Origin of the sequence: Streptomyces sp. SirexAA-E (assembly GCF_000177195.2) — a bacterium.
Classification (GTDB): domain Bacteria; phylum Actinomycetota; class Actinomycetes; order Streptomycetales; family Streptomycetaceae; genus Streptomyces; species Streptomyces flavovirens.
Genome location: NC_015953.1, coordinates 1,705,111 through 1,730,953, shown reverse-complemented (window position 1 = coordinate 1,730,953; position 25,843 = coordinate 1,705,111). Strand labels below are relative to the sequence as shown.

Annotated in this window: 25 protein-coding genes and 1 riboswitch; of the genes, 10 read left to right on the top strand and 15 right to left on the bottom strand. The window is 73.3% G+C overall.

The window, feature by feature from the left end; all coding sequences use genetic code 11:
* The first annotated feature begins 41 nt into the window (after nt 1–41).
* Nucleotides 42–281, top strand: a complete 240-nt coding sequence (locus SACTE_RS07620; protein ID WP_014045450.1) for a (2Fe-2S)-binding protein — start codon at nt 42–44, stop codon at nt 279–281.
* 18 nt (nt 282–299) lie between these two features.
* On the opposite strand, the gene bfr is transcribed toward SACTE_RS07620, so the two are convergent.
* Nucleotides 300–779 (bottom strand): bacterioferritin, encoded by a 480-nt coding sequence (gene bfr / locus SACTE_RS07615; RefSeq protein ID WP_014045449.1) that lies wholly within the window; start codon nt 777–779, stop codon nt 300–302.
* 155 nt (nt 780–934) lie between these two features.
* On the opposite strand from bfr, the gene SACTE_RS07610 reads away from it, so the two are divergent.
* Entirely contained in the window at nt 935–1,567 is a 633-nt protein-coding gene (locus SACTE_RS07610; protein WP_014045448.1) for a sulfite oxidase-like oxidoreductase, read from the top strand.
* Between the two features lie 18 nt (nt 1,568–1,585).
* On the opposite strand, the gene SACTE_RS07605 is transcribed toward SACTE_RS07610, so the two are convergent.
* The 6 genes from SACTE_RS07605 to thiO all read right to left on the bottom strand — a co-directional run bounded on the left by SACTE_RS07605 (nt 1,586) and on the right by thiO (nt 7,402).
* Nucleotides 1,586–2,107, bottom strand: coding sequence for a DUF4396 domain-containing protein (locus SACTE_RS07605; RefSeq protein ID WP_014045447.1), 522 nt, complete (start codon nt 2,105–2,107; stop codon nt 1,586–1,588).
* Between the two features lie 84 nt (nt 2,108–2,191).
* Nucleotides 2,192–3,073: a deoxyribonuclease IV gene (locus tag SACTE_RS07600; protein WP_014045446.1), complete on the bottom strand. Its 882-nt coding sequence runs from the start codon at nt 3,071–3,073 to the stop codon at nt 2,192–2,194.
* On the bottom strand, nt 3,073–4,992 hold the full coding sequence (gene pknB / locus SACTE_RS07595) for a Stk1 family PASTA domain-containing Ser/Thr kinase (RefSeq protein WP_014045445.1): 1,920 nt from the start codon (nt 4,990–4,992) through the stop codon (nt 3,073–3,075). Before pknB ends, SACTE_RS07600 begins: the two co-directional genes overlap by 1 nt.
* Nucleotides 4,993–5,118: 126 nt before the next feature.
* A complete protein-coding gene (locus SACTE_RS07590; RefSeq protein WP_014045444.1) occupies nt 5,119–5,913 on the bottom strand; it encodes a thiazole synthase in 795 nt (264 codons plus the stop codon).
* A gap of 2 nt (nt 5,914–5,915) precedes the next feature.
* Complete coding sequence (thiS, locus tag SACTE_RS32970; RefSeq protein ID WP_226995220.1) at nt 5,916–6,194, bottom strand: sulfur carrier protein ThiS; 279 nt, start codon at nt 6,192–6,194, stop codon at nt 5,916–5,918.
* A gap of 14 nt (nt 6,195–6,208) precedes the next feature.
* A complete protein-coding gene (thiO, locus tag SACTE_RS07580; RefSeq protein ID WP_014045442.1) occupies nt 6,209–7,402 on the bottom strand; it encodes a glycine oxidase ThiO in 1,194 nt (397 codons plus the stop codon).
* A riboswitch (TPP riboswitch) is annotated at nt 7,400–7,513 on the bottom strand. (Overlaps the previous gene by 3 nt.)
* A 226-nt stretch (nt 7,514–7,739) precedes the next feature.
* Here thiO and SACTE_RS07575 point away from each other — a divergent pair.
* From SACTE_RS07575 to SACTE_RS07555, 5 genes are all read left to right on the top strand, one after another.
* Nucleotides 7,740–8,903 (top strand): FAD-dependent oxidoreductase, encoded by a 1,164-nt coding sequence (locus SACTE_RS07575; RefSeq protein WP_202434721.1) that lies wholly within the window; start codon nt 7,740–7,742, stop codon nt 8,901–8,903.
* An 80-nt stretch (nt 8,904–8,983) separates the two neighbouring features.
* Complete coding sequence (locus tag SACTE_RS07570) at nt 8,984–9,349, top strand: Rv2175c family DNA-binding protein (RefSeq protein WP_014045440.1); 366 nt, start codon at nt 8,984–8,986, stop codon at nt 9,347–9,349.
* 156 nt (nt 9,350–9,505) lie between these two features.
* The gene (gene thiE, locus SACTE_RS07565) at nt 9,506–10,156 is read left to right on the top strand and encodes a thiamine phosphate synthase (RefSeq protein ID WP_014045439.1); all 651 of its coding nucleotides are present in this window, start codon (nt 9,506–9,508) and stop codon (nt 10,154–10,156) included.
* 115 nt (nt 10,157–10,271) lie between these two features.
* Nucleotides 10,272–11,189, top strand: coding sequence for a methylenetetrahydrofolate reductase [NAD(P)H] (gene metF, locus SACTE_RS07560; RefSeq protein WP_050986359.1), 918 nt, complete (start codon nt 10,272–10,274; stop codon nt 11,187–11,189).
* Between the two features lie 47 nt (nt 11,190–11,236).
* Complete coding sequence (locus tag SACTE_RS07555; protein WP_014045437.1) at nt 11,237–12,166, top strand: hypothetical protein; 930 nt, start codon at nt 11,237–11,239, stop codon at nt 12,164–12,166.
* A 19-nt stretch (nt 12,167–12,185) separates the two neighbouring features.
* Here SACTE_RS07555 and SACTE_RS07550 read toward each other — a convergent pair whose 3' ends face one another.
* From SACTE_RS07550 to SACTE_RS07530, 5 genes are all read right to left on the bottom strand, one after another.
* The gene (locus SACTE_RS07550) at nt 12,186–13,691 is read right to left on the bottom strand and encodes an NAD(P)/FAD-dependent oxidoreductase (RefSeq protein ID WP_014045436.1); all 1,506 of its coding nucleotides are present in this window, start codon (nt 13,689–13,691) and stop codon (nt 12,186–12,188) included.
* A gap of 60 nt (nt 13,692–13,751) precedes the next feature.
* Complete coding sequence (locus SACTE_RS07545; RefSeq protein WP_014045435.1) at nt 13,752–14,369, bottom strand: DUF4126 domain-containing protein; 618 nt, start codon at nt 14,367–14,369, stop codon at nt 13,752–13,754.
* A 361-nt stretch (nt 14,370–14,730) separates the two neighbouring features.
* Nucleotides 14,731–15,342, bottom strand: coding sequence for a TetR/AcrR family transcriptional regulator (locus SACTE_RS07540; protein WP_014045434.1), 612 nt, complete (start codon nt 15,340–15,342; stop codon nt 14,731–14,733).
* Between the two features lie 29 nt (nt 15,343–15,371).
* Entirely contained in the window at nt 15,372–17,459 is a 2,088-nt protein-coding gene (locus tag SACTE_RS07535) for a YhgE/Pip domain-containing protein (protein WP_014045433.1), read from the bottom strand.
* On the bottom strand, nt 17,431–18,279 hold the full coding sequence (locus SACTE_RS07530) for an ATP-binding cassette domain-containing protein (RefSeq protein ID WP_014045432.1): 849 nt from the start codon (nt 18,277–18,279) through the stop codon (nt 17,431–17,433). Before SACTE_RS07530 ends, SACTE_RS07535 begins: the two co-directional genes overlap by 29 nt.
* Before the next feature lie 166 nt (nt 18,280–18,445).
* Between SACTE_RS07530 and SACTE_RS07525 the strand changes: the two genes are divergently transcribed.
* The 3 genes from SACTE_RS07525 (at nt 18,446) to SACTE_RS07515 (ending at nt 20,568) form a co-directional block, all read left to right on the top strand.
* A complete protein-coding gene (locus SACTE_RS07525; RefSeq protein WP_014045431.1) occupies nt 18,446–18,964 on the top strand; it encodes an SAV_6107 family HEPN domain-containing protein in 519 nt (172 codons plus the stop codon).
* Between the two features lie 147 nt (nt 18,965–19,111).
* Complete coding sequence (locus SACTE_RS07520; RefSeq protein WP_014045430.1) at nt 19,112–19,870, top strand: methyltransferase; 759 nt, start codon at nt 19,112–19,114, stop codon at nt 19,868–19,870.
* A gap of 302 nt (nt 19,871–20,172) precedes the next feature.
* Nucleotides 20,173–20,568, top strand: coding sequence for a DUF3040 domain-containing protein (locus SACTE_RS07515; protein WP_014045429.1), 396 nt, complete (start codon nt 20,173–20,175; stop codon nt 20,566–20,568).
* 385 nt (nt 20,569–20,953) lie between these two features.
* Here SACTE_RS07515 and SACTE_RS07510 read toward each other — a convergent pair whose 3' ends face one another.
* Genes SACTE_RS07510 through SACTE_RS07500 form a run of 3 tightly spaced genes read right to left on the bottom strand, consistent with a single transcriptional unit; the run spans nt 20,954 to nt 25,787 of the window.
* On the bottom strand, nt 20,954–23,377 hold the full coding sequence (locus tag SACTE_RS07510) for a DUF3488 and transglutaminase-like domain-containing protein (protein WP_014045428.1): 2,424 nt from the start codon (nt 23,375–23,377) through the stop codon (nt 20,954–20,956).
* Nucleotides 23,374–24,738 carry a DUF58 domain-containing protein gene (locus SACTE_RS07505; protein WP_014045427.1) on the bottom strand — a complete coding sequence of 455 codons (1,365 nt, stop codon included), beginning with the start codon at nt 24,736–24,738 and terminating at the stop codon, nt 23,374–23,376. Before SACTE_RS07505 ends, SACTE_RS07510 begins: the two co-directional genes overlap by 4 nt.
* Nucleotides 24,738–25,787, bottom strand: a complete 1,050-nt coding sequence (locus tag SACTE_RS07500; protein WP_014045426.1) for a MoxR family ATPase — start codon at nt 25,785–25,787, stop codon at nt 24,738–24,740. Before SACTE_RS07500 ends, SACTE_RS07505 begins: the two co-directional genes overlap by 1 nt.
* Nucleotides 25,788–25,843 lie beyond the last annotated feature (56 nt).

Below are 25,843 nucleotides of genomic sequence, written 5' to 3'. Positions count from 1 at the left end.
CGGGACGGCGCAGCGACCGGACCCCTCGGGAGGTGAACCGCATGTACGTCTGCTCCTGCTTCGGCATCACCGAGCAGCAGGTCAAGCAGCATGCGGACGCCGGTGCGTGCACCCCCCGCCAGATCGCCTCCGCCTGCAAGGCCGGCACCGACTGCGGTGGCTGTGTCCGCCGTATCCAGGCCCTGCTCGGCCGGGGTGAGTGCCCGCGCCGCGACGTCCTCGCCGACCGCTCACGGCCGGCCGCCGCGTCCGCCGTCACGGAGCTCCCGGACGCCGCCTGAGGCCTCCGGGCCCGTGGATCAGAGCTCGACCTGCTCGATGACCTGGGCGAGGTAGAGCGGCTCCCCGAGCTTCTCGATCAGCTCCAGCTGGGTGTCGAGATAGTCGATGTGGTGCTCCTCGTCCTCCAGGATCCGTTCGAAGATGTTGGCGGACGTGATGTCGCTCTTGGCGCGCATCAGATCGACACCGCGCCGCAGTCGGTCGATCGCCTCGACCTCGACCTGCCGGTCGGCCTGGAACATCTCCGTGACGGTCTGGCCCACCCGCACGTGGAACAGCCGCTGATAGTTGGGCAGGCCGTCCAGCAGCAGGATCCGGTCGGTCAGGATCTCCGCGTGCTTCATCTCGTCGAACGACTCGGCCCGGGTGTGTTTGGCGAGCTTGGTCCAGCCGCGGTGATCCTGCATCTTCGCGTGCAGGAAGTACTGATTGATGGCAGTCAATTCGGCGGTCAGCTGTTCGTTCAGGAACTCGAGGACCTCGGGGTCGCCCTGCATCGTCAAGGCTCCTTCCAACCGGTGGACTGGGCAGGTGTGCGCGCATCCTCGCACCGCACTTCCCGGCCGTCCAGTAAGTGCACGCTTAGTACGAGTTGCCCGGATCGGCTCTCCCCTGGTCATGACCACCCCTGCCTGTCTGTCACCATGGAGGCATGGGTCAGCCGGAGAGCCGGGAACGCGGCACAGCAGAGCAGTCCGGGCTACCACCGGGCCAGCGGCTGCAGCGCGGATGGCCGGTCACCCATTACGGGCCGGTGCCCAAGTTCAAACCGGACCGCTGGGAGTTCCGGGTCTTCGGGGCGACGGCCGACGGAGACAAACACTGCTGGAACCACCGGGAATTCTCCGAACTGCCGTTCTCGTCCGTCGTCGCCGATCTCCACTGCGTGACGAAATTCAGCATGCTGGGCTCGGAATGGGGTGGAGTCCTCGCCCGGGAAATCGCCGAACTGGCACCGCCCGCGCCCGAAGTCACCCACGTCATGGTGTGGGCCGAATACGGATTCAGCTCGAATCTGCGGCTGACCGATTTCCTTTCCGACCGGGCCCTCTTCGCCACCCACAAGGACGGCGAACTGCTCACGGCGGAACACGGATTCCCGCTGCGCCTGGTCGTGCCCCATCTGTACGCGTGGAAGGGCCCGAAATGGGTCCGCGGCATCGAGTACATGACCGCCGACCGCCGCGGTTTCTGGGAGGAGCGCGGCTACCACAACATCGGCGACCCGTGGAGCGAGCAGCGCTACTCCTACCAGGAGGGGCCCGGGGACGGCCCCGAGCTCTGACCCTCCCGTCCGGGCGGGTCAGTGGTGGTAGTGGTGCACCACGGCGTGCCCCTTGCCGCGGCCGATCATCCACTTGTTCACCGGGGTCGTGACGACGAAGGCGGCCACCAGCGCGACGGCCAGGGTGACCCAGAACGTCAGGTCCGACAGGTGGGCGTCCATGGCGCCCGGCCACAGGGCGATCACGCCGTTGTCGATGAGCTCCATCACGGCGATGGAGACGGTGTCGGCGGCCAGCGCGACCCGTACGGCGGTGCGCAGGTCCACCCCGGCGCCGACGACTCCCCGCAGGGTCAGCGCGTAGCCGAAGAAGAACGCCAGGACGATCGCGAGCACCATCGTCGGCGCGTTGCCCCAGCCGAGCGCGGTGCCGATCACCATGCCGAGGACCTCGCCGATCGCGCAGCCGGTGAGGCAGTGCAGCGTCGCCTGTGCGGCCGTCGCCCAGTTGGCGCGTCCGCCGCCGTGCGGACCGTGCCCGGCGTGGGGCCCCTGGTGTGCGTCGTGTCCGTGGTCTGTGCGGTGTGTGCCGTGCTCCATGAGAAGTCCCCGATGACGGATCGCGGTTCCTGACGTCCATAGGAACCGTATACCCCGGTGGGGTATTCCTGAAGGGGCTGCCTCTCAGTCGTGCGGGGTGTCGCGGAGTCCCTTCAGCCGGGCCACGTCCGCAGCGTGCCCCTCCTTGCCGCCGGGGGTCTCGATGACCAGCGGTACACCGTCGGTCGCGGGGTGCGCGAAGATCTCCTGGAACGGCGCGGCCCCGATGTGGCCGGCGCCGATGTTCTCGTGGCGGTCCTTGTGCGCGCCCACCACGTCCTTGGAGTCGTTGGCGTGGATCAGCTTCAGCCGCCCCTCGCCGACGGTGTCCACCAGCAGGTCCAGCGTCTGCCGCATCCCGGCCGGCCCGGTCAGGTCGTGGCCCGCCGCGTAGATGTGGCAGGTGTCCAGACAGACGCCGAGCTTCGGATGGGAGTCCAGGGCCTCGAAGTACGGGCCGAAGTCCCAGGTCCGCGAGCAGAGCGAGGAGCCCTGCCCGGCGGTCGACTCCAGCAGCAGGAACGGATCGTCGTCATGGGTCAGCTCGTCCAGCAGCGGCCTCATGCGCTCCCGCACCTGGGCCAGAGCCACCTCGCGCGGACGCCCGCCGGTGGCCGAACCGGTGTGCACCACCACACCCTGGGCGCCGATCTCCCTGGCCCGCCGCAACGAGTGGCGCAGCGACCGGACGGACTGCTCCACGGTCGCCTCGGTGTGCGAACCGAAGTTGATCAGGTACGGGGCGTGGACGTACGCCGGTATCGACTCCTCCCGGCACCGGGAGCGGAACAGCTCGTCCTGGGCGGGGTTGCCGGGCGGTGTCGCCCAGCCGCGCGGATTGGCGACGAAGACCTGTACGGCCTCGGCCGCCAACTCCTTCGCGTAGCCGAGGCCGATTTTGGCGAGGCCGCCGGCCACCGGCACGTGGCCGCCTACGGGATTGCGCGTGTGTGAAGCGACCTGCACTAGAAACCCTTGGTCTTGACGGTGATCCTGGAGCCCTCGGCGGCCTTGTCGCCGCCCTTGACCGACTGGCTCGCGACCGTGTCGCTGAAGGAGAGGAACGGGCGGTCGACCTTGACCTCGAAGCCCGCCTCCTCCAGCGTCTCGCGGGCCTCGTCGACGTCCTTGCCGGTCACGTCGGGGACCGCGACCATCCGCGGCCCCTTGGAGACCGTCAGCTCGACGGTGTCGCCCTCCGCGGCCTCGGCGCCGCCGCCGGGTGCCTGCCGGGCGATGTCGCCCGCGGCCTGGGCGGACTCGACGCGGTCGGGCAGGACCTCGGCCTTCAGCCCGGCCTCCTTCAGCTCCGCCGTCGCGTCCTCGACATCGAGCCCCGTGACGTCCGGGACGTCGACCGGACTGCCCTTGCTGACCACCAGGGCGACCGCGGAACCGGCGTGCCGTTCGGTACCGATCGCGGGATCCGTGCGGACGACCTCGCCCCGGGCGATCTCCTCGCTGAACTCCCGGGTGACCATGCCCTGCTCGAACCCGGCCTTCTTCAGCTCGCGTCGGGCGTCGGCCGACGCGAGTCCTTCGACGTCGGGCACCTTCACGATCTCCGGGCCGCGCGAGACGACCAGCTTCACCGAGCCGTTGCCCCGTATCCGCTCGCCCGAGGCGGGATCGCTGCTGAGCACCTTCCCGCGCTCGACCGTGTCGCTGTAGGCGCGCTCGACACCCTTGAGACCGAGACCGGCGTCCTCGAGCCGGTCCTCGGCCACTGCCTGGGTCTGGCCCAGCAGGGAGGGGACCTGGGTGAACTGCCCGGAGTTGATGTACCAGACGCCCGTACCGGCCCCCAGCACCAGCAGCAGGCCCAGGAGCACGGCGACCGGCCCGCGGCGCCGGCCGGCGGTGAAGCGCCTGCCCCCGCGCGGCTCGGCAGGCGGCCCGTCGGGGGGCATCTCCAGCCTGCTGGTGTGGTGCGCGGTTCCCTGGCCGGCCGGGATCACCCGGGGGATCACGCTCGTACGGTCCTCGGCCGCGTCGTGCGCGTCGGCGAGGGCCTGCGGGGGCGTCGCGTCCAGCTGCTCCTCGGTGAGGGCCGCCCGCACCTCGCGCGCACGGGCGAGGAGCGCCACGGCGTCCGTGGGCCGGACCTCGGCGTCGCGGGCGGTGGCCTCGGCGACCAGCTCGTCCAGCCCGGCCGCCAGCCCCGGTACGGCGCTTGACGGAGCCGGGACGTCCTCGTTGAGGTGCTGGTAGATGACCTGGGCGGCGGTGTCGCCGGCGTGCGGCTTGGAGCCGGTGAGCATCTCGTACAGCACGACCCCGCAGGCGTACACGTCGGAGCGGGTGTCCGCCGATCCGTGCTCGATCTGCTCCGGGGCGAGGTACGACACCGTGCCCAGCAGCGAGCCCGTGGTGTCCGTCACGGTGCCCACGGCCCGTACGAGACCGAAGTCGGCGACCTTCACCCGGCCGTCGTCGCCGATCAGGACGTTCTCCGGCTTCATGTCGCGGTGCACGAAACCGGCCCGGTGGGCGGCGCCGAGCGCGGCCAGGACCGGCTCCAGGATGTCCAGCGCGGCCCGGGGCTGGAGCGCCCCGCGCTCGCGCAGCACGTCCCGCAGGGTGCACCCGGCGACGTACTCCATCGCCAGGTACACGTACGCGCCCTCGGCGCCCTGGTCGAAGACGCCCACCACGTTGGGGTGCGCCAGCCGGGCGACGGACTTGGCCTCGCGGATGAAGCGCTCGACGAACGCGGCGTCGGTCGCCAGCGTCGGATGCATCACCTTGAGGGCGAGCACCCGGTCGAGCCGCATGTCCGTGGCCCGGTAGACCGTGGCCATGCCACCGACGGCGATGCGCGCGTCGATCCGGTAGCGGCCGTCGAGCAGCTGCCCGACGAGGGGGTCCTGGAGGGTCGTGTCCACGGAGTGAGTCTACGAGCCGCCACCGACACGCCGGACGGCCCCGGGTCACTCCGGGGCCGTTCTGCAGCGCAGCCGTGACAGGGGCGGGCACACGCCGTGACCGGGGCGTCGTCCCCGGCCCCGGTATCAGAAGGCGGGGCGCTCCGGGTCCAGCACCGCCCGGCCCGCGACGGGCGAGGAGGCCTCGGCGAAGTGCCGGCGCGGGATCCGGCCCGCCCGGTGGGCGAGACGCCCGCCGTCCACCGCGTGCCGCATCGCCGCGGCCATCAGCTCCGGCTCCTGCGCCCGGGTCACCGCCGAGGCGAGCATCACGGCCGCGCACCCCAGCTCCATCGCCAGCGCCGCGTCCGACGCGGTCCCCGCCCCGGCGTCCAGGATCACCGGGACCTCGGCCTGCTCGATGATCAGCTGGAAGTTGTGCGGGTTGCGGATGCCCAGCCCGGAACCGATGGGGGAGCCCAGCGGCATGATCGCCGCGCACCCCACGTCCTGGAGTCTGCGCGCCAGGACCGGGTCGTCGTTGGTGTACGGCAGCACGGTGAAGCCGTCGTCCACCAGGACCTCCGCGGCGTCCAGCAGCTCGATCGGGTCGGGCAGCAGGGTCCGCTCGTCGGCCACCACCTCCAGCTTCACCCAGTCGGTGCCCAGCGCCTCCCGGGCCAGCCGGGCGGTCAGCACGGCCTCCCCGGCCGTGAAACAGCCCGCGGTGTTCGGCAGGACCCGGATGGCGAGCCGCTCCAGGACGGAGAGGACCGAACCCTGGACCGTCGGGTCCAGCCGGCGCATCGCCACCGTGGTCAGCTCGGTGCCGGAGGCGACCAGCGCCCGCTCCAGCACCTCCAGGCTGGGCGCACCGCCCGTACCCATGATCAGCCGGGAGGAGAAGGTCTCGGAGCCGAGTGTGAAGAGATCGTCGGACATGGTCAGCCTCCCTGGACCGCGGTGAGGACCTCGACCCGGTCGCCCTCGGCCAGCACGGCGGCCGACCACTGGCTGCGGGGCACGACGGCCTCGTTGAGGGCGGCGGCGACACCGGAGTGCGCCGAGGTCAGGCTCGCGACCAGGGCGTCCAGCGCGGTACCGGCGGGGACGGAGCGGTGTTCGCCGTTGACGGAGACGGAGACGGAGACGGAGACGGGGACGGGGACGGGGACGGGGACGGGGACGGAGGGGGATGCGGACGCGGCGCCGGAGGCGGCCACGGGTGCGTGCTCGGTCATACGGGCTGCTCCTCGTGCGCGGATGCGGGTGCGGGGGAGTCGCCGGTGGTGGCGAAACGGTTCGGCGAGAACGGGCGGGCCATCGCGGGCAGTTCGCCCGTCGTCAGCAGGGTGGCCATCACCTCACCGGTGACGGGCGTCAGCAGCACGCCGTTGCGGTGGTGGCCCGTCGCGAGGTGCAGGCCGGGCAGCGCCGTCGGCCCCAGCAGCGGGGCGTTGTCCGGCGAGGCGGGACGCAGGCCCGCCCGGGTCTCGGTCAGCGGCAGCTCGGTGATGCCGGGCACCAGCTCGTGGGCGTCGCGCAGCAGTTCGTAGACCCCGCCCGCGGTGACCGTGGTGTCCCAGCCCATCTCCTCGCTGGTGGCGCCGACGACCAGCTCGCCGTCGGCACGAGGGACGAGGTAGACGTGGCTGCCGCGCACCACGGCCCGGACGGTCCGGCTGAGGAAGGGGGCGTACGCGGACGGCACCACCAGCCGCAGCACCTGGCCCTTGACCGGCCGGACCGGCACCGCCACCTCCTCGGGCAGGCCCGGGAGCCGGCCGCTGAGACTGCCCGCGGCCAGCACGACCTGGTCCGCGGCCCGCTGCTCCCCGTCCGCGAGGACCGCCCCCGCCGCCCGCCCGCCGGTGACGGTCAGCCGCTGGACCCGATCACGCCGGAAGACCACTCCGGCCCGCTCGCACGCCGTGAGCAGGGCCGAGGCGAGGCGCCGGGGATCGATCTGGTGGTCGCCGTCGACCCGCAGCCCGCCGCGCACCCCGGGCGCGAGCATCGGCTCCAGCCGGCGGCACTCCCGGCCGCTCAGCCACTGGGACGTCAGTCCCGACCGCTGCTGCAACGCGTGCAGCTCCCGCAGATGGGCGCGGTCGTCGGCGTCCAGCGCGACCGAGAGGGTGCCGCAGGTCCGGAAGGCGGTCTCCTGCCCGCTCGCCTCCTCCAGCTCGGCCACGAAGGCCGGATAGCGCTCGGCGGAGGCGACGTTGAGGCCGAGCAGCATCTGCTCGCCGTAGTGGAGCTCGGTGACGGCGGCCAGCATCCCGGCCGCCACCCGGGCGGCCCCGCCACCCGGGTCCGGATCCGCCACCGTGACGCGCAGACCCCGCTGCGCCGCCCGCCATGCCGTCACCAGCCCGATGATGCCGCCCCCGACGACCAGGACGTCGGAACCCTCCGCGGAGATACGCATGGGCGTCCAGCCCCTCCCTTCGCCGGCATGACCCGGATCAGGTTGTTGACGGTCGGAGGCCGGCCAGCCTCCCTCTCAGCCCGGTCCGTCCGGGCTCCCGCGAGTGCCTTACACCGGCCACCCTAAGCCCCGCCGTCCGCCACCTGTAAGGGGAGCCTCCACCATGCCCCGCCCACTCGACGGACTCGTCGCGACGGGAGCCGCGGGAGGACGGCGGGACGCGGGCGTGGTGGGGGACTCGCGGACTGATGTTCCATCAGCTGGTTAGGGTGGACAGGTGAGCGAGCAGCAGACGCCGGAGAGCCGGCCGCACCACGTCGTGGTCGTCGGTGCGGGCATGGCCGGGGTACAGACGGCCGTGGCCCTGCGGGAACAGGGCTTCGCGGGCCCCGTCACCCTGATCGGCGCCGAACCCCACCAGCCCTACGACCGGCCCCCGCTGTCCAAGGCGGTCCTGCTCGGCAAGGCCGAGCACTCCGCCTTCGACGTCGACTTCGAGGAACTGGACGTCACCCTGCGCCTGGGCGTGGAGGTGACGGGGCTGCGCGCCGCCGCGCACGAGCTGGACACGGAGCGGGGGCCCGTCGGCTACGACGCCCTGGTGCTGGCCACCGGCGCCGAACCCGTCGTCCTGCCCGGCTCGCAGGGCGTGCCCGGCGTCCACCTGCTGCGCACCCTCGACGACGCCGCGCGGCTGCGGCCCGTCCTGGAGCGCAGCCACGACGTCGTGGTCGTCGGAGCCGGCTGGATCGGCGCCGAGTTCACCACCGCCGCCCGCGCCGCCGGATGCGCGGTGACGGTGGTCGAGGCGGCCGACCACCCCCTCGCGGGCACCCTGCCCGCCGAGGTAGCCGCCCCCATGGCCGCCTGGTACGCCGAGAGCGGGGCCGAGCTCCTCACCGGGGCCCGGGTCGACCGGGTCGAACCCGGTACCGTCCACCTCACGGACGGCCGGGAGATCCCCGCCGGGGCCGTGGTCGTCGGCATCGGCGCCCGCCCCGCGACCCGCTGGCTGGCCGGCTCCGGCATCGCGCTCGGCCCGGACGGCTCGGTCACCGCCGACGCCACGCTGCGCACCTCGCTGCCCGACGTCTACGCCGTCGGCGACTGCGCCTCCTTCCCCTCCGCCCGCTACGGCGAACGGCTGCTCGTCCACCACTGGGACAACGCCCTCCAAGGACCCCGCACGGCCGCCGCCGCCCTCGTGGAGGGCGTCGCGCCGGCGTACGACCCGGTGCCCTACTTCTGGTCCGAGCAGTTCGGCCGCTTCGTGCAGTACGCCGGCCACCACGCCGGATCCGACACGCTGCTGTGGCGCGGCGCGCCCACCGACCCGGCCTGGACCGTGTGCTGGCTGCGCGAGGGCGTCCTGGTCGCCGTGCTGGCCGTGGGCAGGCCGCGCGACCTGGCCCAGGGCCGCAAGCTGGTCGCCGCCGGGGCGCGGATCGATCCGGTACGGGCGGCGGACCCCTCCGTACCGCTGAGAACGGCGGCTTCGTGACCGGGGACGGCACCCGGTGACGCGCCTCGTACGGTCGGCCCGGCTACCGGCTGTCGGTCCCAGATGGCACGCTTGTCCTTGTGACCGAGATTGACGCAAAGATCGATGCTCTCGTCCCCGCCTGGCTCCACCTTCCCGACATCGCGGAAATGCTCGATGTCGAGGTGACGCGCGTGCGGCAGCTGGTCAAGGAGGGCCAGCTGATCGCCGTACGACGTGGTGAGAACCGGACGCTCCAGGTGCCTGCCGCCTTCATCGACGGCAACAAGGTGGTCAAGGGCCTCGCGGGGACCCTGACACTCCTGAGGGACGACGGCTACAACGACGAAGAGATGCTGGACTGGCTCTTCACCCCCGACCCGACCCTGCCCGGGACCCCCGCCCAGGCCCTGAGCGAGAATCGCGGTACGGAGGTGAAGCGCCGGGCGCAGGCGCTCGCCGTCTGACCGGACGACCGTGACCGGAGTGCGGGCCGTGACCCACGGCCCGCACTCCGCCGTCACCGGACCGCCGGTACCGGGACCCCGGAGGTCCCACCGAAGCCCTGAGGATCCACCGCCGCGCGGAGGGATCCGCCGACGTACCCACGGGGGGAAATCTTCATGTCCACGCCTCGCTCGCGGCTGGCCGACGCCCGGCTCTACCTCTGCACCGACGCCCGTAAGCGGCAGGGCGACCTCCCCGCGTTCCTCGACGCGGTGCTCTCCTCGGGCGTGGACGTCGTCCAGCTCCGCGACAAGGGCATGGAGGCCGCCGAGGAGCTCGAACACCTCGCGGTGTTCGCCGACGCCTGCGCCCGCCACGGCGCCCTCCTCGCCGTCAACGACCGGGCCGACGTCGCCCACGCCGCCGGCTCCGCCGTACTGCACCTGGGACAGGGCGACCTCCCCGTGCCGGCCGCCCGCGCGATCCTCGGCGACGACGTGCTGATCGGCCGTTCCACCCACGCCGAGGCCGAGGTCGACGCCGCCGTCGCCGAGGCGGGGACCGACTACTTCTGCACGGGCCCCTGCTGGCCCACCCCGACCAAGCCCGGCCGCCACGCCCCGGGCCTCGGCCTGGTGCGCTACGCGGCCTCGCTGCCCACAACCCGCCCGTGGTTCGCCATCGGCGGGATCGACGCGGGCAACCTGGACGAGGTGCTGGACGCGGGCGCCCGCCGCGTCGTGGTCGTCCGGGCGGTCACCGAGGCGGACGACCCCGCGGCGGCCGCGGCCGAGCTGGCGAAACGCGTCCGGGCGCGCTCCCTCTGAACCGCGCCCGGGGCGGACCGGGCCGGCTGTCCGAAGGGTGGACAAGAAACGACGTATTCCGGTCAAACCGTGCGGTCCGGTTGGGGTACCGCCGAGCCCTGGTTAACCTCCCGGTATGGCCCTTGGCACACCTTCCACCTGGACGGATCACGCACGCACCGTGCGTGAACTGCTCGCGACCGGCAAGACGTCGTACTCGTTCGAGTTCTGGGCGCCCAAGACCGAGAAGGGCGAGCGGAACCTCTGGAACGCCCTGCGGCGGGTCGAGGCGGTGCGCCCGAGCTTCGTCTCCGTGACCTACGGGGCGGGCGGTTCGACGCGTGAGGGGACGGTGCGGGCGACCCAGCAGATCGCCGCCGACTCCACCCTCACACCGGTCGCCCACCTCACCGCCGTCGACCACTCCGTCGCCCAGCTGCGCAACATGGTCGGGCAGTACGCCGACGCGGGCATCCGGAACATCCTGGCGGTGCGCGGAGATCCGCCGGGCGACCCGATGGCCGAGTGGGTCGAGCACCCCGAGGGCGTGCGGTACGCCGCCGACCTGGTCCGGCTCATCAAGGAGTCCGGCGACTTCTGCGTCGGCGTCGCCGCCTTCCCCGAAAGGCACCCGCGGTCGGCCGACTGGGACTCCGACATCCGGCATTTCGTCGACAAGTGCCGGGCCGGCGCGGACTACGCGATCACCCAGATGTTCTTCCACCCGGAGAGCTATCTGCGGATGCGTGACCGCGTCGTCGCGGCGGGTTGCGACACCCCCGTCATCCCCGAGGTGATGCCGCTGACCAGCGTCCGGCAGCTGGAAAGATTCCCCCAGCTCAGCAACGCGTCCCTGCCGTCCGCCCTGAAAGACCGCATCCTCGCCGTCAAGGACGATGCGGCCGCTGTACGCTCCATTGGCATCGAGTTCGCAACGGAGTTCTGCGCGAGGTTGCTGTCCGAGGGTGTCCCAGGGCTGCACTTCATCACGCTCAACAACTCGACGGCAACGCTCGAGATCTACGAGAATCTCGGACTGCACAAGCAGTCGTGACCGGCCGCACCCGTCACCGACCGGGGCGGCCGTAGGAGGGGGCGGGCGTGGGCTGGACGGTCCTCTACATCGCTTTCGGCATCGTGGCGCTGTGGCTGCTGGGCGAGGTGCTGCTGCAGTACAAGGCGAGGCTGCGGTGGAGGCTGCTGGCGTTCGCCGGCTTCCTCGGCGTGGTCCTGGGGGTGCTGATCCCCTCCGTGCTGGTGATCGTCGTCGGGGCGATCGCCTTCGCGACGGGCCAGACGTATGTGACGCTCTCCTTCCGGCGCGGCTTCTCGACGGGCTGGGCCATCGGCGGCAAGCCGGGGGCGAGCCGCCGTCGCCGCCGGGGCTCCCAGGGACCCGCCGACAGCAGGCCCACGCTGGAGGTCTCCGACCTGGAGTACCAGGACCAGGCCCCGGAGGCCGCCGCGGAGACGGCCGCCTTCGCGGTCTACGAGCCGCAGCCGCTTCCCGACGACACCGGGCAGTACGGCGTCTACACCGACGCAGGCCCCTCGGCCGGGGACGCCCCCGCCGCCCCGGGGCGGGAGCAGTACGACGCCTACGACCCGTACGGCGGCCAGGGACAGGACGTCTTCGGCGGCCGGAGCGACTACCCGGCCCAGGAGACCTACCAGGGCCAGGGCACCTACACCGGGCCGTACGACTACACCACCGGACAGCCCACCGGGCAGCAGGAGTACGCCGCCTACACCGACCCCTACGCCGGGAACGGCGGGGCCCGGGGAGCCGGTGACCACGCCCCGTACGACGGCTACGGCGCGGGGACCCACGGCGACGAGAACGGGTACGGCGGCGGTTACGACCGGCAGCCCGACCCCTACGCGGGCCAGTACACGACCGACACCCCGCCCGGCGGGGTCTGGGTCCCGCAGCAGCGGGAGAACGAGTACCCGCCGCTGCCTCCGGAGGCGCCCGCCGCGCCCTACGGCAACGGCTACGACACCGGCCAGAACGAGCAGTACCGCTACTGACCGCGGCGGCCCCGCTCGCTCAGCGGGAGCCGCGGAACCCGTCGCCCTCCACGACGAGTCCGGCCACCAGCGCCCCCGACATCCCGGCGTGGGCGGGGCCGCCACCGGGATGGGCCCAGCCGCCCGCCAGGTACAGGCCGGGCAGCGCGGTGCGGTTCCCCGGGCGCAGGAAGGCGCCACCGGCCCCGGCCAGCGCGGGCGCGGGCACCGAGCCTCCCGCGGCGCCGGTGTCGGCGGCGGTCTCGGCCGGGGTGCGCACCTCGGCCCGGAGGATCCGCTCACGCAGGCCGGGGACGGCCAGGGCGGCCCGGCCGGTCAGCACGTCCGCGAAGCGCTCGCGGCGCGCCGGGTCCGTCCAGTCCACCGGCCCGTGCGGGGCCACCGTCGCCGTCAGGGTCACGGCCTCGTGCGCCTCGTCCGGACGGGTGGAGGGGTCGTCCGGACGCAACACGGTCACCGTCGGCACGTCGGCGATCCGGCCGCCGAACACCGCCTCCTGCTCGCCCGCCCCGTCCTCGCAGTGCACCACGGTCCGGTGCACGGCCCCGGCCTCCCGGGCGCCGCGCAGCGACAGCATCACCACGAACCGGCCGGGCACCGCGGCCCGTCCGGCCGACCGGGCCCCGGGGACGTCCCACGCCTGGGACGGCACCAGCTCGGGGCCCGGCTGGGCACCGAGGACCACGTGGTCGGCGTCCGCGTGCGTGCCGTCGGCCAGCTCGACGCCCGCCGCCCGGCCGTCCTTCTCCGTCACCCGCACCACCTCGGCGCCGAAGACGAACTCCACCCGGCGCAGCACACACCGCTCGTACAGCGCACCGGCGAGCTCCCGCATCCCGCCGGAGACGTACCAGCTGCCGAACGTCTGCTCCATGTACGGCAGGAGGGACGCGGCGGCCGGGGCGCGGCGCGGGTCCAGGCCGTACGACAGGGCGTACCCGTCGAGCAGGGCCGCCAGGCGGGGGTCGGCCAGCTCCCAGGCGCCGATCTGCGCGAGGGTCGCCGCCTGCCGGGCGGGGCGCAGCAGCCGGCGACGGCGCGGCGCCGGGTAGGGGTCGCGGGCCGCCACCTCACGGTCCTCGCGCAGGGGCTCCTCCAGCAGAGGCCGGCGCGACCGGTCCCAGGCGGTGCCCGCCCGGTCCAGGAACTGGGCCCAGCGGGTGCCCGCGCCCTCGCCGAGCGCCTGGTCCAGGGCGGCGACCACCCCGGCGCGGCTGGCGTCGGGCAGGGACACGGCGGTGCCGTCCGCGAAGAGGTGGCGGCTCGCCGGGTCGACCTGGGTGAGCGTGACGCACCGCTCCAGCGGCTCCTTGCCGGTCTTCACGAACAGGTCGCGGTAGACCGCCGGGAGGTGCAGCAGCGAGGGGCCGGTGTCGAAGACGAAGCCGTCACGGGCATACCGGCCGAGCGAGCCCCCGTACGTCCCCGACCGCTCGTACACCGTCACCCGGTGGCCTGCCACGGCGAGCCGGGCAGCGGCCGCCATCGCGCCCGTCCCGGCGCCGATCACCGCAATTCGTGCCATGCAAGCGACTTTAGACCGTCCGGCGGCGCGGGACCCGGTCGCCGGGGCGCCACCGGCGGCTCATGCGGGAGGCGGGTGGCCGCCCGCTCCGGCCGGCCGCTTCTGCGCCCTTTGCTGTGCCCTGCGGCGTAGGAAACGGCGGATGCGGGAGGCGAGGAAGAGCACGACGACGACGCCGAGCACCAGCAGCGTCCCGGCGACGACGGCGGCGGCCACGGGGTGGAAGACGGCGAAGGTGATGACCCCCGCCACGCCGAGGTCCTCCGCCAGACTGACGCCGATGTTGCTGAAGGGCTCCGGCGAGGTGTTGACGGCCATCCTGGTGCCCGCCTTGACCAGGTGGCTCATCAGCGCGGTGGAACCGCCCACCGCACCGGCCGCCAGCTCCGGCAGCGAACCGCTCTCGCCGGCCAGCAGCGCGGCGACGACGGCCCCGGCCACCGGACGCACGACCGTGTGCACGGCGTCCCAGGCCGAGTCCAGGTACGGGATCTTGTCGGCCGCCGCCTCGCACAGGAAGAGCACCCCGGCCACCACGAGGACATCGGGGCGCTGGAGCACGTCCGGCACGTCGTCGGCGAAGCCGGTCGCTCCGAAGAGGCCGAGCAGCAGGATCACGGCGTAGGCGTTGATCCCGCTCGCCCAGCCGCTCGTGAACACCAGGGGGAGTACGGACACGGACGAGATCGTAGCCAGTCCGGCCGCGCGCGGGGCGGGGTCCCTGAGTATCCCTACCTAGGTACGCAGATGAGTAGGTGAGCGGATGGGCCGCCACCCGCCCGGACGGAAGAGTGGGGACCACGGAAGGGGCACGGAGCCCGGACCGCCGGCACGGGGCGGCGGAACGGCACGGCACCCGGACGTAACGGGGGTGCACGACGGAGAGCCCGGGGGCCACGGGGGACGCGGCCACGGGGGAGGGCTCTTCGCGACGCACGGACGCCGGGCCGGTGGTATCCGAGGGGGATTCGGGTACCACCGGCCCGGCGTCGTCCGTCCGCGGTCCCGGGCGGCCCCGACGGGCCCGTGAGGCCCGGTCTCAGTGGCCGCTGACCCGCCCGCGCAGCAGCAGCGACAGGGCGGAGTGCACGTCGTCGATCGTGCGCTCCGGCTGGAACGCCTGCCAGTCCAGCGCCGCCACCAGCACCATCCCCACCAGCGCGGCGGCCGTCAGCTGGATGTCGATCTCCTCGCTCAGCTCGCCGCCCGCGACCCCGTCCCGGAGCACGCCCTCGACGACGGCGACGGCCTCCTGACGCACCACCAGGAGGGTCGACTGCCACGCGCGGTTGGTGCGCCAGAGCTCGGCCACGTAGAGCTGGGTGAAGGCCGGGTAGCGGTCGATGAAGACCAGACCCGCCCTGATCATGGCGTCCAGCGCCTCCACACGGCTGCCGCCCCGCGCGTCGGTCTCCGCCGCGGCGGAGCGCAGGGACTGGGTGAGCAGCCCGACGCCGTGCCGCAGCAGCTCCTCGAAGAGTTCGGTCTTGCTCTTGAAGTTGTAGTAGACCGTTCCCTTGGCGACCCCGGCGCGCTCGGCGATCTCGTCCACCGTGGTCGCCGAGAACCCCTTCTCCGCGATGAGGGTCACCGCCGCCTCGTAGAGCTTCTGCCGGGTCGCCTGGCGGCGCGTGGTGCTGCTGCTGTCCATGCCCCTGATTTTTACAGGTCCCGGCGCGCTCACAGGGTCAGCTCCGGGTGCAGCCGGTCCACGGTCCACACCTGCTTGCGGCGGGCGGCCAGGGCGGTCAGCGCCAGCGCCCCCGCCGTGAAGGCCGACAGCACCACGCAGCCCTGCCACACCGGGCCGAGGCCGCCGCCCGTGATGAGCCTGCGCAGCCCGTCCACGACGTACGTCATCGGCAGATAGGGGTGGATCGCCCCGAAGAAGCCCGGGCTGGTCTGGACGGGGTACGTACCGCCGGCCGAGGTCAGCTGGAGCATCAGCACCGCCAGGACCAGGATGCGGCCGGCCGCGCCGAAGCGGGCGTTGAGCCATTGCACGATGGCGGCGAAGCAGCAGGTCACCAGGGCAAGGAAGCCCATCGTCCCGGCCGCGTGCGTCATCTCCAGCCCGAGCCGCCAGTGCAGTACGGCCATCAGGGCGACGACCTGGAGCAGCCCGATCGCGGCGACCGGCAGCCAGCCCGCGAAGGCGATCCGCCAGGACGGTGCCCCGACGGCGAGCGCCCGCCGGTTGAGCGGCTGGATCAGCATGTACGCCACCATCGCCCCCACCCAGAGCGAGAGCGGGATGAAGTACGGGGCGAACCCGGTCCCGTAGTTGGGGGCCGCGTGCAGGGACGAGGAGGCCAGCCGCACGGGGTCCGCCATGACGCCGGTACGGGCGTCGCGGTCCTTCTCGTCGTAGTCGGGGATCTTCCCGACACCGTCGTTCAGCCCCTGGGCGAGCGTGGCCGAGCCGTCGCCCAGCCGGTACAGACCGCTGTCCAGGTCGGTGGCGCCCGTCCTGAGCTTCTTGATGCCGGTGTCCAGGTTCTCGGCGCCGGACTTGGCGGTGCCCAGTCCGGTACGCAGGGTGTCGGCGCCCTTGGCGACCTTCTTCGCGCCGGTGTTGAGCGCGTTGATCTTCGAGACGGCGGACTCCAGGTCCGTGTCCAGGTGGGGCGCGCGCCGCGCGAGGGCGTCGGCCTGCTTCTCCAGTGCGGCCAGCTGCGCCCGGAGCTCGGTCAGGTCGCCGTTCTGCTCGGTGACCAGCGTGTTCACGTCGTCGGCCACCGCCGTGACGTCCTGGGCCGCCGTCTTCGCGCGTTTCAGGTCGGGGCATACGGTGGCGTCGGGCTCGGCCTGCTCCTCGCAGCGGGTCCGGTAGACGTCGGTCAGGTCGTCGGAGGCCTTGTGGGCTGCGGCCGCGGCGGTGGGTGCCGCCTTCGCCAGCAGGTCGAGGTTGTCCCGCACGGTCCTGGAGGAGTCGGCGACCAGCCGGGCGGTGTCCCCGATGGCCTTGCCGTTGTCCTTCAGGAACGGCCGTACGTCGGCGGCCGCCGTGTTCACCTTGTCGGCGAGGACCTGGGTGCCCTCGGCGACCTGCTGCGAGCCCGTTCGGAGATCACCCGCCCCCTTGTCGAGCCGGACCAGGCCGGAGGACAGCTTGCCGCTGCCCGACTTGGCGTCCTTGAGCCCGTCGGCGAGGTCCTTGGACCCCTTCTTCGCCTTGGTGATGCCGCTCTCCAGGTCGTCGGCGCCCTTGGCGGCCTTCGCCGTCGCGTCGTGGAGGTCGGAGAAGTTGATGAAGATGCGGTCGAGGAAGCCGCGTGAGGTCTTCGCCGACGCCGCACTGCGCACCTCGGAGAACACCGACCGGGAGATCTGCCCGACGATGTAGTTGTTGGCGTCGTTCGTGTGGACCTGGAGGGCGCCGGTCTCGGGCGAGTCGCCCCCGCTGGACGCGATGCGCCTGCTGAAGTCGGAGGGCATGGTCAGCGTCAGGTAGTACGTCCCGGCCTCCAGGCCCTCGCGGGCCTCCTGGCCGCTGACCTCGTGCCAGTCGAAGACCTCGGAGTCCAGCAGCCGGTCGGCGATCTCGTCGCCCGCCGCGAGCCGCTCGCCGTCGGCGGTCGTCCCCTTGTCGTCGTTGACGAGCGCGACCGGTATCCGGTCGAGCCGGCCGTAGGGGTCCCAGAACGACCAGAGGTACAGGGCGCCGTACAGCAGGGGCAGCAGCAGGAGCGCCACCAGGGCGGCACGCGGCATCCGTCCCCTGCCGAACCGCTTCAGCTCAAGCGCGGCCAGTCCCGGTGCTCGCATCGGCCGTCTCCTTCCCCGTCGTCGTGGAACCGGCGGTGATGTCCGAGGGATCCGTGGTGCCTGTGGTGGCCGTGGGGGCTGCCGGGTCCGTGCCGTCCGGGGCGCCGGTGCCGTCCGGGGTGTTCCGCCTGCCGCCGGTGCGTACGGTGAGCGCGCCCTCGGGTGCCTCGCCGCACACCGCGAGCACGGTCGTGCCGCCGTCGGCGATGCCCCGCAACAGCCGCCAGGCCTCGGCGCGTTCCCGGTCGGAGAGCTTGAGGTCGGCGTCGTCGACCGCCAGCAGCCGCGGGTCGCCCATCAGGGCCAGGGCGATGGACAGCCGCAGCACCTCCAGGCGCTCCAGGTCGCGCACGGAGGTCCGCTCGGCCTTGGGCAGCGTCGCGAGGTCCAGCCCGGCGGCGTCCAGAGCGGCGTCCACCGCGGCCCGGGCGGCGGCACGTGCCGCGCGCGGGTGGAGCAGCGCGTGCAGCGAATCGTCGAAGCGGCGCCGCAGCAGCGCCCGTTCCCGCAGGTGCTCGGCGACGGTGAAGGCGGGGTCCAGCTCGTTGACCCCGGGGACCGGTCCGAGCCCGCTGATCGCGCGGACCGCGCCCGCCCGGCCGGGCAGGCGCAGACCGTCCACTTCCGCGTGACCCCGGCTGGGCCGCATACGGCCGGTCAGGGCGAGCAGGAGACAGGTACGCCCCGAGCCGGACGGGCCCTCGACCGCGACGAGTGATCCGGGCGGGGCCGTCAGGTCCACGCCCTGGAAGACCCAGCCGCGGGGCCCCTTCAGCCCGAAGTCCTGCGCGCTGACCGCCGCGCCGTGCGGGCTTTCCACGGCCCACCCCCTCCTTTGTACTGACTGGTCAGTGCAAAAGCTAGCGGGAACTCGGCCGCGAAGCAAAGTCGCAGGTCGGTGGAGATTTCTGAGGGATTGTCAGTGGTGGCCCCCAGGATGGGTACATACGGCAACAGAGTCGTTACCCGACGACAGGAGGTTCGTCATGGCCAGCTCGTCCGCAGCCGCCGCCCCGCGGCGCCGCGCAGGCAGCCCTGCCCCCTCGCTGAACGGTCCGGCAACCGACGTCCACCCCGTCCTGCGCCGCACGACGGCACCGCCCGCCGCGCTCGACCTCCTCGCCCAGGCCCGGGCGGGCCTCGACGAGGCGCGCACCCTCGACGTACCGAACGAGAGGTACGCCACCGCCCACCTCGCCGCCCTGCGCACCGCGGCCGCCGTCCTGGCCGCCCGCGGCAGGCCCGAGACCGGCAAACGCCGGGAGCGGATCCGCAGCGCCTGGGAGGTCCTCCCGGACTCGGCACCCGAACTCACCGAGTGGAGCGCCCACTTCGCCTCCGGTGCCGACCGGAGGGCCCGCGCCGAGGCGGGCATAGAGGGCGCGGCCGACAGCCGCGACGCGGATCACCTGCTGCGCGACGCGGAGATGTTCCTGCGGCTGGTCGAACGGCTGCTGGAGCTCCACCCGGTCCTCCCGCAGCCCCGGCGGGACCGCTCGGCATAGCCGGGGCGTACGCCCGGTGCCCGGGTACGGACCGGTCACGGGGGGCCGGGACGGCGGGGGGAGGCAATAGGGTGGAGAGCACTGTCACCACCTGCACCGTTCACGCTCCGCCGTCCCTGGCGGCACCGTGCCGAGGAGTCAACTGCCGTGTCGGACCAGCTGCGCCCCCGAGCCTCCCTCCGTACCGCCGTGGTCTGGGAGGTCCTCAAGGACGCCCTCGACCGCCGAGTCAAGGCGACCGGCAGGGACACCCTGGACGTGCTGGACACCGGCGGCGGCACCGGCAACTTCGCGGTGCCCGTCGCCCGGCTCGGCCACCGGGTCACCGTCGTCGACCCCAGCCCCAACGCCCTGTTCGCGCTGGAGCGCCGCGCGGCCGAGGCCGGCGTCGCCGACCGGGTCCGCGGTGTGCAGGGAGACATCCTGGGCCTGTTCGAGGTGGTGGAGCGCGCGGGCTACGACGCCGTCCTGTGCCACGGCGTCCTGGAGTACGTCGACGACCCCGCCGAGGGCGTACGCAACGCGGTCGACGCCCTCCGGCCCTCCGGTGCGCTCAGCCTGCTCGGCGCCGGACTCGGCGGCGCCGTCCTGGCGCGGGCGCTCGCGGGGCACTTCACGGAGGCGCGGCAGGCACTCACGGACCCGGCCGGACGCTGGGGCGAGGGAGACCCGGTGCCCCGCAGGTTCACCGCCGAGCAGCTGACCGAACTGGTCTCCGACGCCGGGGCCGAGGCCGGCGCGGTCCACGGCGTCCGGGTCTTCGCCGACCTGGTGCCGGGCGTCCTGGTGGACACCGAACCGGGCGCGATGGAGGCGCTCCTCGGCCTGGAGGCGGCGGTCGCGGAACTGCCGGCCTTCCACTCGGTCGCGACCCAGCTGCACGTTCTGGGACACAAGCGCGCCTGATCCGTTCCCGAGCGGTGGCCGGAGTACGGCCGCCGGGCGACCGGAGCGCGGCTGATCAGCAACGCAGCCGCAGACGGAGTACGGTCCGGAAGCCCCGATCGGGGCTCGGGCCCCGTATGATCGGGTGACACCATCCGGCATGACGGATCGGAGGTCGGGGAATCTACGCCTCAGCAGCCGTGCCGACATGTCGGTTCGGACTGGCTTGGGCTAGAGGGCGGGTTTCACGGGGGCGAATCCCTGCCTATCCTGGAAGGGCCGCATAACGGTCGCCCCCCGCGGCCGACGACGAGGAGGACTCCGTGCCGCTCTCGGAGCACGAGCAGCGAATGCTCGAGCAGATGGAGCGAGCGCTGTACGCCGAAGATCCCAAGTTCGCGACAGCGCTTGAGGGAAGCGGGCTGCGCAGGTACACCCGGCGACGGGTTTACCAGGCGGTGGCCGGTTTTCTGGTGGGTATCGCGCTCCTCATGGCCGGAATGGTCGCCCAGCAGATCTGGATCAGCGTGGTGGGGTTCCTCGTCATGCTGGGCTGCGCTGTGCTGGCGGTCACCGGTTGGCGCAAGGCGCCCAAGCCGGGTGAGCAGCAGCAGCCGGCAGCGGGTGGCGGCGAAGGCCGACATCCCCGGCAGCGCCGTTCGATGATGAACCGGATCGAACAGCGGTGGCAACGCCGCCGGGACGAACAGGGCCAGTGAGTGCGGTGCCGCCGACGCGGCACCGGTCGGCCCTGGCGGCTCGGGCCGTACACCGCAGACTTCACGGCTGAGGGGCGGTCGCTTCGTGCGACCGCCCCTCACCCATGTCCGGAGCCGGCCGGCGCCCTGCGGTATGCGGCGCGGACCCCCGGTGCGGGCCGGTCCTCGTCCGCGCCGAGCCCGGCCCGGTCCAGGCACCCGCCGGGCCCTGGTCTCCGTTCGTTCCGTGCTCCTCGTCGGACCGCCCGCGCTCGGCTTCCTCGTCCTGGCGGCCCCGTCCTGGCGGCCCCCCGTCCTGGCGGCCCCGGCCTCCGAGGCCGCCCCAGGAGTGACGACCGTGGCCCGGTGCCGTGGACGCGGCGCCACGACACCGGGAAGAGCCCGTTCAGGCCCGCCGAGGGGTGCGGCGGCGCAGGCGGGACGTGACGGCGGCCCAGCGGCCCGCGCCGAGGCGGGCCGACCAGCGTCCGGTCAGCTTCGCTCGGCGTTCCGAAAGGCCCCATACCACCCGGACGGAGGAACGCGGTGCCACCGTCGCCCGCAGCCGGTCCGACCGGCCCGCCGATGCGCGCAGGCCCGCCCGCACCACCGCCACATCCTCGGACAGTCCCGTGGCCGGCCGGGGCTCGGGCGCGTACAGCACCTGTTCCACCGCACCCGCCAGCCGATGGACCGACGCGGCCGCGGCCGCGTCGAGCCGGCCCAGCCGGACGATCCGCGCCGCCGCCTTACGGGGGGTCTGTGACTCGTCCGGCTGAACGCCGTGGTCCCAGGCCGTGTCGGTGACCTCCCGCCAGGCGGCCAGCACCCGGGCCGCGGCCTCGGCCGGCGTACGCCCGCCCGAGGAGCCCAGCCGCCGCGCACGGACGCGAGTCCTCCAGAACAGGGGGAGCAGCGGCAGCGCGAGGACCACCAGCGCGCCGAGCACCCACAGCGCGACGGTGCCCGCGGGCGTGCCCGGATCGGTCGGTGCCACCGCACCCGGGGCGGCCGTCTCACCGCACTCGCCCTGGCGCCGCATCTGCGCCGGGCAGCTCTCCGAGGCCGACGGGGCGGCCGAAGGCACAGCGGTGTCGCCCGCCGACGGCTGCGCCGGGTCGTCCACGCCCGGGGACGGCGTCTCCGGCAGGGTGTACGACGGGGCGCTGCCCCGGGACGGAGTCGGCTCGAACCGGGTCCAGCCCACGCCCTCGAAGTACAGCTCGGGCCAGGCGTGCGCGTCGCGCAGCCCGACCGACACGGACCCGTCCGCCTGCGGCGTGCCCGGGGTGAAGCCCACCGCCACCCGGGCCGGGATGCCCAGCGTCCTGGCCATCGCCGCCATCGTGAACGAGAAGTGGACGCAGAACCCTTCGCGGTCCCGCAGGAACCGCTCGATCGCCGCACTCCCGGTCCCCGACGTCACCGTCGTGTCGTAACGGAAGCCGCCGTCGTAGGCGAACCAGTCCTGAAGCGCGACCGCCCGCTCGTAGTCGTTGCCGGCGCCCGCGGTCACGTCCTTCGCTGTCTTTCGGACCACGTCCGGCAGCGAACGGGGGACCTGGGTGTACTCACGCGCCAGGTCCGGACGCGGGGCCGTGGCGGCGGCGAGCTGCTCGGCCGTCGGCTCGACCGCGAGACTGCTGACCTGGTAGCGCGCACCGCGCGTCGTCTGGCCGCCGTCCCCGACGAGGGTGCGCCCCTCGGGCTCGAACCGCCAGCGGCCGTCGACGCCCACCTCGCTCGCCGGGTAGGGGAGCGGCAGATACGTCTGCCCGTAGGAATCGTCCGCCGCGATGTTCGTCCTGACCTCGGTGACGGTGACGTCCGGGCCCAGGCCGTCCGGCTGCGGCAGACGGTCCGGCACGTCCCGCAGACGACGGGTGGAGGAACGCCACTCGCTGCCGTTGAACTGGTCCAGGGCGAGGATGCGCAGATAGAGGTCCTGCGGGTCCGAGGAGGTGGTGCGGTACGTCAACACCTGCCGGTTCTCCGGCTGGTTCAGGTTGTTCTGGAGCGAGACCAGCGGGTTCACCGCGGAGATCGTGCCTCCGCCGCCGCCCCGGCCCGTACTGCCCCGGTCGCCCAGGAGGCCGCCGTCCATCGCCGGGAGCACCGCCGGGACGACGAGCGCGACGCCCAGGGCCACCGCTCCGATGCGCCGCCCGGTACGGACCGGGGCACGCCCCGGCGCGCCGTCCAGCCCTGCCGCCAGACCGCCCGACGAACGGGACACCCCGCCGAAGACCCGGCCCCACCTCGACAGCCGGTCCCGGCCCTCCGCCAGCAGGAGCAGCAGATAGCCGCCGGCCGCGAGCAGGAACCAGAGCCAGCCCGCGCCCCCGTCGGCGAGTCCCGCCGCCACCGAGTAGAGGGCGAGCAGCGGCAGCCCCGCCGGGGCCGCGCTGCGGAACGTCACCGCGAGGACGTCGACGGCGAGGCCGACCAGCAGCACCCCGCCGACCAGCATCAGCCGGATGCCGTCCGTCGCGGGCGCGGGGCTGGCGTACCGGCCGACGTCGTCGGCGCCCGCCGTCAGCAGGTCCGCGAACCACTGGACCGCCTGCGGGCCGGGCACCACACCGAACAGCGCGTGCTCCCTGGCGAACGCCGCGGTCACCGTCAGCAGCGTGACCAGAGCCTGCAGACAGACCGTCAGAACCCGCGCGGACGAGAGCCGTCGGGCAAGCACGCCCACCCCGCTCTGGACCGCCAGCAGGAACGCGGCCTGCGCGATCCACCGCGACGTCTCGACCAGGGGCAGCAGAGCACCCGCCGCCATCATCGTCGCCGTGAAGGCGCACAACGCCAGCCGGGTACGCCCGCTCACGACCAACCCCCCGAGAACCCCGTCGTCGCCCCGGGCAGTGCGCCGGAGTGCGCCTCACCCGCCTGTCGCCACACATCCGCCAGCGAGGTACCCGGCTCCACCGCCACCGCGGTCCAGCCCGCCTCGCGCAGCGTCCGCAGCCGACCGGCGGCGGGTGCGGGAGTCTTCGCCGTATCGCCCCGAGCCCAGTCCGCGCTGTCCAGCACGAACGCGACGGCCGCCCCGCTGCGCTGCCTCATCCGGGCCGCCACCTCCGCCTGCTCCTCGTCGAGATCACCGAAGAACGCGACCAGCAGCCCCTCGGTGCCCTGGCGCAGCACGTCGTAGGCGCGGGACAGGCCGCCACCCGTGGAGTGGCCGACGACCGCGAGGGCGTCCATCATCAGCCCCGCCGAGTCCGCCGAGTCCTGGGTCGGCGTGGCGAACCCGTCCGCGCTCCCGCCCGGCACGACGCCTCCGTCGTCCGTCAGCAGCCGCACGGCGAAGCCGCGTTCCAGCATGTGCGTCAGGGCCGACGCGGCGCCGGACACGGCCCACTCGAACGCCGAGTCCGGCCCGGCCCCTTGGTACGCGACCCGCCGGCTGTCCAGCAGCACCGTGCACCGGGCCCGCTGCGGCTGCTCCTCGCGGCGCACCATCAACTCGCCGTAGCGGGCGGTGGAACGCCAGTGCACGCGGCGCAGGTCGTCCCCGTGGCGGTAGCCGCGCGGAATGATGTCGTCCTCACCGGCCAGCGCCAGCGAACGCAGCCTGCCGTCGCCGTACCCGGAAGCCGCGCCCGCCAGCCGCAGCGGCGGGAGCGGCTCCGTGCGCGGGACGACGACCAGGGTGTCGTACGCGCTGAACGAACGGCTCAGCTCGCACATCCCGAACGGATCGCTCAGCCGCAGCTGCAGCGGCCCGAGCGGGTAGCGTCCGCGCAGATCGGAGCGGACCCGGTAGGACACCTCGCGGCTGCCGCCCGCCTCCACCCGGTTCAGCACGAAGCGCGGCCGGGGCCCCAGCACGTACGGCACCCGGTCCTGGAGCATCAGCAACCCCGTGGGCAGCCGGGAGACGTTGTCCGTCCTCAGGTGCACCCGGGCCTCCGAGCCCGCCGGTACCCGGGACGGCGACAGCCGGCGGCTGCCCGCGACCCGGTAGCGGGTGCGGTAGAGCACGGTCACACAGACCAGCGGCAGCACCGCCAGCAGCAGCCCGACCCGCAGCAGGTCGCTCTGGCCCAGCACATAGGCGCAGAGGGCGGCGGCGACACCGGCGGCGAGGAAGGACCGCCCCCGTGTCGTCAGCCCGCCCAGGGCCGTCCGCGGACCGCCCTTGCGGTCGCCGCTGTCCACGGGGCCGGGCGCCCCGGCGGCCATCACAGCCGCCGTGCGCCGGGCTGCCGGCCGTACACCGGGGGGTGGCCCGGATGCTGGGGCTGCGCGGGAGCGGCCGGTGCGCTGCCCGAGGTCGGGACCGGTGTGCGCTGCAGGATGTCCAGGACGACCTGCTCCGCGGTGCGGCGGTTGAGCTGGGCCTGTGCCGTCGGCAGCAGCCGGTGGGCGAGCACCGCCACCGCGAGCGCCTGGACGTCGTCGGGCAGCGCGTAGTCGCGCCCGCTCAGGGCGGCCGAGGCCTTGGCCGCCCGCAGCAGGTGGAGGGTCGCGCGGGGCGAGGCCCCGAGTCTGAGCTCCGGGTGGTGCCGGGTCGCCCCGACCAGCTCCACCGCGTACCGCCGCACCGACTCGGCCACGTGCACCGTGCGCACCGCGTCGATCAGCTTCACGATCTCGTGGGCGTGCGCCACCGGCTGGAGGTCGTCCAGCGGCGAGAGGCCGCCGTGCACGTCGAGCATCTGGAGCTCGGCCTCCGCGCTGGGGTAGCCGATCGACACCCGGGCCATGAAGCGGTCCCGCTGGGCTTCGGGCAGCGGATAGGTGCCCTCCATCTCCACCGGGTTCTGGGTGGCCACCACCATGAAGGGGTCGGGGAGTTCGTACGTCCGGCCGTCGATCGTGACCTGCCGCTCCTCCATCGACTCCAGCAGTGCGGACTGCGTCTTGGGCGAGGCGCGGTTGATCTCGTCGCCGATCACGATCTGGGCGAAGATCGCGCCCGGCTTGAACTCGAAGTCACGCCGCTGCTGGTCGAAGATCGACACACCGGTGATGTCCGAGGGCAACAGGTCCGGCGTGAACTGGATACGCCGCACCGAGCAGTCGATCGACCGCGCCAACGCCTTGGCCAGCATGGTCTTGCCGACTCCGGGCACGTCCTCGATGAGAAGGTGCCCCTCCGCCAGCAGTACGGTCAGCGAAAGCCGTACGACCTCGGGCTTGCCCTCGATCACACCCTCGATCGACCTGCGCACCCGCTCCGCCGTGGTCGTCAGATCCGTGAGGCTCGCTCGATCGTCATAGGTCGTCACCCGGCCCTCCTCGTCCCCTTGTGCACGACCGGCGGCACATGAATGCCCCGGCCCGC

Coding starts and splice junctions, on each gene's coding strand:
- SACTE_RS07550 (WP_014045436.1), bottom strand. CDS start 13,691: ATGGCACGAATTGCGGTGATCGGCGCCGGGACGGGCGCGATGGCGGCC.
- SACTE_RS07575 (WP_202434721.1), top strand. CDS start 7,740: ATGGCCGGGGTACAGACGGCCGTGGCCCTGCGGGAACAGGGCTTCGCG.
- SACTE_RS07525 (WP_014045431.1), top strand. CDS start 18,446: ATGGCCAGCTCGTCCGCAGCCGCCGCCCCGCGGCGCCGCGCAGGCAGC.
- SACTE_RS07505 (WP_014045427.1), bottom strand. CDS start 24,738: ATGGCCGCCGGGGCGCCCGGCCCCGTGGACAGCGGCGACCGCAAGGGC.
- metF (WP_050986359.1), top strand. CDS start 10,272: ATGGCCCTTGGCACACCTTCCACCTGGACGGATCACGCACGCACCGTG.
- SACTE_RS07540 (WP_014045434.1), bottom strand. CDS start 15,342: ATGGACAGCAGCAGCACCACGCGCCGCCAGGCGACCCGGCAGAAGCTC.
- SACTE_RS07535 (WP_014045433.1), bottom strand. CDS start 17,459: ATGCGAGCACCGGGACTGGCCGCGCTTGAGCTGAAGCGGTTCGGCAGG.
- SACTE_RS07610 (WP_014045448.1), top strand. CDS start 935: ATGGGTCAGCCGGAGAGCCGGGAACGCGGCACAGCAGAGCAGTCCGGG.
- bfr (WP_014045449.1), bottom strand. CDS start 779: ATGCAGGGCGACCCCGAGGTCCTCGAGTTCCTGAACGAACAGCTGACC.
- SACTE_RS07605 (WP_014045447.1), bottom strand. CDS start 2,107: ATGGAGCACGGCACACACCGCACAGACCACGGACACGACGCACACCAG.
- SACTE_RS07620 (WP_014045450.1), top strand. CDS start 42: ATGTACGTCTGCTCCTGCTTCGGCATCACCGAGCAGCAGGTCAAGCAG.
- SACTE_RS07590 (WP_014045444.1), bottom strand. CDS start 5,913: ATGTCCGACGATCTCTTCACACTCGGCTCCGAGACCTTCTCCTCCCGG.
- thiE (WP_014045439.1), top strand. CDS start 9,506: ATGTCCACGCCTCGCTCGCGGCTGGCCGACGCCCGGCTCTACCTCTGC.
- thiO (WP_014045442.1), bottom strand. CDS start 7,402: ATGCGTATCTCCGCGGAGGGTTCCGACGTCCTGGTCGTCGGGGGCGGC.